We start from the raw sequence: 5,510 nt of genomic DNA, 5'->3' as shown, positions 1-5,510 counted from the left end.
CACACCGCGCGGGCGCGGGAGATCCTCGGCGGCACCGGGGAGGACGGGCCGGCCCTGGTGGTGGAGCACGCCGCGGTGGTCGCCGCGGGGGTGGGGGACGACGACGAGGTCTGGCGGTCGCGGGCCCACGACCACCTCACCGTGTACACGGGGCTGCCCAACTATCGGAACTCGTGGACGCGGCAGGGCTTCGAGGAGTCGGACTACGTGCGCGGGGGCAGCGATCGCCTCAAGCGGGCCCTGGTCACCCGCGGGCTCGAGGCCACCCGGGCGCGCGTGCAGGAGCACCTGGACGCGGGCGCGTCGACGGTCCTGGTCCAGGTGCTCGGGGAGAACATGCTGGTCCCGCCGGTGCAGGACTGGCGGCTGGCGGCCGAGGCGCTCCTGGGCTGACCGCCGGCCCGGCTTGCGCTGCCCCTTCGGTCCGCCCCGCCCCGGCTTGCGCTGCCCCTTCGGCTTGCGCTGCCCGAATGGTCCATCGGGCCATCGCAACCCCGGGAACACCGCGCGTTCTGCCAGCGCAAGCCGGAGAGGCAGCGCACCCCGGAGAGGCAGCGCACCCCGGGTCAGGGCGGAACGGGTCAGAACGGAACGGTGTCGACGACTATCGGTCCCGCCGTGGCCCCTCCGGTGGTGGTGAGTCGGTACTCGATCGGGCCCACCCCGGTGGAGATGATCGCCTCCTGCGGGGAGGAGATCGGATCCGGGATGCCGGTGGAGATCCGCGGCCAGGGGATCTGCGCGGTCTTCTGCCCGGTCGCGTTGGTGGTGAGGTTGCGCCACGTGAGCGTGGCGGTGAGGTTGCAGGGCCCGGTGCCGAGCACGCCGAAGCCCCAGCTCACGCTGGCCGAGGCGGGATAGCCGTCGCCGTTCAGGGTGGCGGACACGATTCCGGCGCAATTGCCGGTGGGGGACCCGCCCGTGGCGATGAGCCGGTCGGGGGCGGGGAACAGAAGGGGGATGGCCTCGGCCGAGCCCTGTGCGTTGGCCGTGGCCGGGCCCACGACGGCGGAGGTCAACGCGACGGCGGTGGCGGCGAGAGCGGCCCCCACGGACACAAGCGGCCGACGGGGGTTACGTCGGATCGATTCGGAGATGTTCATGTTTCCCATGCTGGCATTAAGAGAAGCCTCACACAAGGGTCTGAACGAGTCGGCAGCAGGTCAGGACGTCACCCCGATCACGGCCGCGCCGGTGAGGCCTGCGGTCACGCTCACGAACGACGCCACGCTCACCGTCCGGAACCACGGGGTCGCCGAGACGCCCGGGGAGAAGGCCATCGGGAGGAAGAGCAACGGGTTGAGGGCGGTGCCGATCGCGATGAGGATCTGGATCCACGCCGGGAGGCCGGGCTGGACAGCGCCGACCGCGATCACCAGGACGCCCATGATCACGTAGTCGAGGTGCAGTTGCAGCAGGCGTCGCGGTTCGCGGACACCCATCCTGTCCACGAGGCCGGGCAGGGCGAGTTGCGCCGCCACCAGCCACCCGGTCCAGGCGCCCACGGCGAGCAGCACGAGACCGAACTTCACGAGGAACGCCATGGCGGGGAGGCTAGTTGGTGGGGACGATGCGGCGGGGCGGAACGGGAACGCGCTCGACACCTGTCTGTAGTGTCCGTCGCAGGGTCTCCGGAAGGACACGGCATGGGTGGCAGGACGCGCGGCGGAGACGCCGTGAGGAGCGAGGAGAACGGGCTGATCGCGGTCCTGGCCTTCGGCGGGGTCGTCGTGTCCCTCAGCCAGACGCTGGTGATCCCCCTGCTGGGCATGCTCCCCGCGATTCTCGGAACCTCCGCCACCAACGCTGCCTGGGTCGTCACCGTCACGCTTCTCGCCGGCGCGGTGGCGGGGCCGGTGATGGGTCGCCTGGGCGACCTCTATCCCAAGAAGCACGTGGTGATCGGCTGCACCGCGATCATGGTGGTGGGCTCGGTCCTGTGCGCGCTGTCCACCTCGCTGTGGCCGATGCTCATCGGGCGCGCCCTGCAGGGCGTCGGGATCGGTGTGATCCCGATCGGGATCGCGACCATGCGCGAGGTGCTGCCCGCCGTGCGTCTCGGGCCGTCGATCAGCCTCATGAGCTCCTCGCTCGGGGTGGGTGGGGCGCTCGGACTACCGGCGGCCGCGGCGCTGGCGCAGTACGGCTCCTGGCAGTGGATGTTCTGGGGCTCGGCCGTGCTCGGCCTGGCGATCATCGCGATGATGGCGGTCCGGATCCGGGCGCTGCCGGCAGCCAAGCCCGACGGCACCCTCGACCTGGTCGGCGCATCCGGTCTGGCCGTCGGCCTGATCTCGCTGTTGCTGGCGGTCTCCAAGGGGGCGGACTGGGGTTGGGCGTCCGCCCTGACCCTCTCGTTGTTCGCGCTCGCCGCGGTAGCGTTCCCCGCCTGGGGCTGGTGGGTGCTGCGGCACCCGTCCCCCGTGGTGGACCTGCGGGTGGCCGCCCGACGACCGGTCCTCATGACCAACATCGCCTCGGTGCTCGTGGGCATGGGGCTGTACGCGCAGTTGATCGTCCTCCCGCAGGTCCTGCAGTTGCCCGTGGCCACGGGGCACGGACTCGGGCAGTCGATGGTCGCCATGGGGCTGTGGATCGCACCCGGAGGCCTGGCCATGATGGCCGTCTCCCCGATCAGCGGGCGTCTCATCACCACCCGGGGACCCAAGCCCACGCTCGTCCTGGGGTCGTTGGTGATCGCCGCGGGCTACGCCTCGGCGATCTTCCTCATGGGCTCGACCTGGGGTGTCATGCTCGCAGGTGCGCTGACGAGTGCGGGTGTGGGCCTGGCCTACGGGTCGATGCCGGCGCTCATCATGGCCTCGGTACCGCATTCCGAGATGGGGTCGGCGAACAGTTTCAACACGCTGATGCGGTCGATCGGCACCACCACCGCCGCCGCGGTGCTCGGGGTGGTGCTCACGCAGATGTCCACGGACTATCAGGGACTGTTCGTCCCCACCGAGGCCGGGTTCCGGGTGGGCCTGGTCCTCGGATGTGCGGTGGCGCTCGTGGCCGCGGGGGTCGCGGCCGCGATCCCGCCGCCGTGGGAGTCGGAGGACTGAGCGGACCGGGCGGACCCCGGGGGATCAGCCGCGCACGCGCGCGATGATCTCCCCGGCCAACTCGGCGGGTCGCTCCTCGGGGATCCAGTGGCTCGCGCCGCTCATCTCGACAAAGCGGTAGTCGGCGTCCACGTAGCGGGCGGTTCGCACGGCGCCGCCACGGCCCAGGGCCGGGTCCCGGTCGCTCCAGACGAAGGTCGTGGGTACCCGGACGCGGGCGGTGGCGCCCCGGGGCGAGGCGAAGGGCAGCGCGCGGTACCAGCCCAGGCCACCGGGCACGGCCCCGTCCGCCACCATCTCGCGTCGGAAGCGCTCGATCATCTCCGGCGTCATGCCCATCCCGGCGAGCGCGCGCGTGGGGCGGGAGCCGCGCGAGGTGAGGACCCGCTCGGGCACCCACGGGAGTTGGAAGAACCCGATGTACCACGAGCGCAGCAGCTGGTCCGAGGCGATCATCGCGCGGAGGAACGCGGCGGGGTGAGGCACCGACACCGCGGTGAGCGTGCGGACCCGGTCGGGGTGCGCGGCCGCGACGCCCCACGCGACGGCGGCCCCCCAGTCGTGGCCGACGATGTGGGCGGAGGTCGCGTCGGCACTCTCGAGGCCGGCACTGTCGAGAAGGGCCACCACGTCGCGGACCAGCTCGGACAGCCGGTAGGCGCGGCGCCCCCGCGGACGAGCGGTGGCGCAGTACCCACGTTGATCCAGCACGAGCGTGCGCAGGCCCGCCGCGTGGAGCAGGGGTACGACCTCGTCCCAGCTGCTCGTCCGCTGGGGGAAGCCGTGGAGAAGGACCACCGGCTCGCCGTGGAGCGGCCCGGAGTCGACGGCCCGGAACGTCAAGGGTCCCCGGGAGAAACGGACCTCGCGGACCTCGGCATCGTCAACCACGGACGTACCCCCTGGTGACGGCCCGGTCCAGGATCCCGAGGGTGGCCCGGAGGGCGGTGGCGTCGAGCACCGGCAGGACCCCCGAGTCCCGCCAGTCGGGGTGGGCGTCGGACCAGTCGTAGTAGCTGAGGACGTCCGTGCCGCCGTCCGCCGCGGTCAGGCGGTACCCGTAGACGTGACCGATCGGCGGCTTGAGATCGCCGTCGATCGTCCAGGCGATCTCCACGTCCTCCTCGAACCGGGTGATGATCACGGTGACGTCGTAGCGCCCGAGGTCGTAGTCACCGAGGGCTTCCCGGTCCATGTGGACGACGAACCGGTCCCCCTCGCGTGAGACACGCGGTCCCTCCGCCGACTGGAGCATCCCGGAGGAATCGATGGCCACGTGGCCGTCGGGATCGCAGAGGACGGCGAAGATCCGGGCGGGGGAGGCGGCGAGGGTCCGCCGGGCCTCGAGTCGGTGGGTGGGCGCGCTGTCGCTCGGCCGGGGATCCGTCACGGCGCCGACGCTACCCGTGCGGGCGGCGCCGGCGCCGGGGATCAGACCCGCTCGGGATCCGGGCGATCCCACGCGCGGTGCACGGCGAGCAGGGGCTGGAGCGCGGTCACGGCGTCACCGGGAGCCTCGAAGAGCGCCACGCCGGGGGTGCCCTCGGTGATCCCGAAGTCGACCAGGTCGCCCGCGATGGCGGCGGGGTGCACGATGGCCTTCTTGTGCCGGACCATCTCGCTGATCAGGACGTCGATGCGCGGATCGGCGGGGAGGGCGACGACGACGAGGGCGTCGAACTCGACGGACCGCTGCGTCTGATAGGTCCGCGACACGGCGACCGTGGTGTCGCCGCCCCCCAGGGTTCCCCCGCGCTCGGCGATGACGAGCGGCACCATGCCGTCGGCGAAGACGGCGTCGACGACCGCCTTGACGCCGTCGACGTCCGTGGCGGACGTGACGAGGATGCCGACGAGCCGACCGTCGGACGGCCACTCGCCGCCGACCTGCGAGAGGACCGGGCTTGTGGTGACCTCACTCGTGGCCGCGACCTCGCCGGGCGCGGGGAGCCCGAGCCCGGTAGCGACGGTGACGGCCAGGTCGTGGTCGATGTGCGCGAGGGCCTCGAGCTGGCGGACCTTGATCGCCTCCTCGTAGCACTTGCCCAGCTCGAAGGAGTACGCCTCGGCGGTGTGCTGCTTCTCCACGTCGGTCAGGCTGTTGTAGAACAGCGTGGCCTGGGAGAAGTGGTCGTCGAAGGAGGCGGGTGCGCGGCGCTCGATCCGCGCGTCGGCGATCTGCTGCGCCACCTCCACCAGCGCCTCGTCCTCGGTCCCCGCGAGGAACGGGCAGCCGCCGTCGAGGCTGTTCGGCCGGTACGGCGCCACGCCCACGTGGTCGGCGGTCTGGTGCATGCCGTCGCGCAGCATGTCGTTGACCCCGGTGTGGGGCCGGTTGATGGGCAGCTGGCCGAAGTTCGGGCCACCCAGTCGGGAGATCTGGGTGTCGAGGTAGGAGAACAGCCGGCCCTGGAGCAGCGGGTCGTTGGTCACGTCGATGCCGGG

Annotated in this window: 6 protein-coding genes and 1 pseudogene; 2 read left to right on the top strand and 5 right to left on the bottom strand. The window is 72.0% G+C overall.

The features are described from left to right. Positions 1 to 393, top strand: a pseudogene (locus B4M60_RS09460) (LLM class F420-dependent oxidoreductase); the annotation flags it as partial. A gap of 188 nt (positions 394 to 581) precedes the next feature. On the opposite strand, the gene B4M60_RS09455 reads toward B4M60_RS09460, so the two are convergent. Further along, the gene (locus B4M60_RS09455; protein WP_291082756.1) at positions 582 to 1,103 is read right to left on the bottom strand and encodes a hypothetical protein; all 522 of its coding nucleotides are present in this window, start codon (positions 1,101 to 1,103) and stop codon (positions 582 to 584) included. 60 nt (positions 1,104 to 1,163) lie between these two features. Continuing rightward, positions 1,164 to 1,544 carry a hypothetical protein gene (locus B4M60_RS09450; RefSeq protein ID WP_291082753.1) on the bottom strand — a complete coding sequence of 127 codons (381 nt, stop codon included), beginning with the start codon at positions 1,542 to 1,544 and terminating at the stop codon, positions 1,164 to 1,166. 102 nt (positions 1,545 to 1,646) lie between these two features. Between B4M60_RS09450 and B4M60_RS09445 the strand changes: the two genes are divergently transcribed. Next, entirely contained in the window at positions 1,647 to 3,065 is a 1,419-nt protein-coding gene (locus B4M60_RS09445) for an MFS transporter (protein WP_291082750.1), read from the top strand. Between the two features lie 24 nt (positions 3,066 to 3,089). Here the strand turns inward: B4M60_RS09445 and B4M60_RS09440 are convergent, their stop codons facing one another. The 3 genes from B4M60_RS09440 to B4M60_RS09430 all read right to left on the bottom strand — a co-directional run. Then, positions 3,090 to 3,956, bottom strand: coding sequence for an alpha/beta fold hydrolase (locus tag B4M60_RS09440; protein WP_291082747.1), 867 nt, complete (start codon positions 3,954 to 3,956; stop codon positions 3,090 to 3,092). Then, positions 3,949 to 4,455 (bottom strand): polyketide cyclase, encoded by a 507-nt coding sequence (locus tag B4M60_RS09435; protein ID WP_291082744.1) that lies wholly within the window; start codon positions 4,453 to 4,455, stop codon positions 3,949 to 3,951. The genes B4M60_RS09440 and B4M60_RS09435 overlap by 8 nt, the downstream gene beginning before the upstream one ends. Positions 4,456 to 4,496: 41 nt before the next feature. After that, positions 4,497 to 5,510: catalase-related domain-containing protein (locus tag B4M60_RS09430; protein ID WP_291082741.1), on the bottom strand; the 1,014-nt coding region annotated here is incomplete at its 5' end.

The organism is Dietzia sp. UBA5065, assembly GCA_002415925.1.
Classification (GTDB): Bacteria; Actinomycetota; Actinomycetes; order Mycobacteriales; family Mycobacteriaceae; genus Dietzia.
The sequence above is the reverse complement of the archived record's forward strand: the minus strand, read 5'-3'. Positions and strand labels throughout refer to the sequence as shown.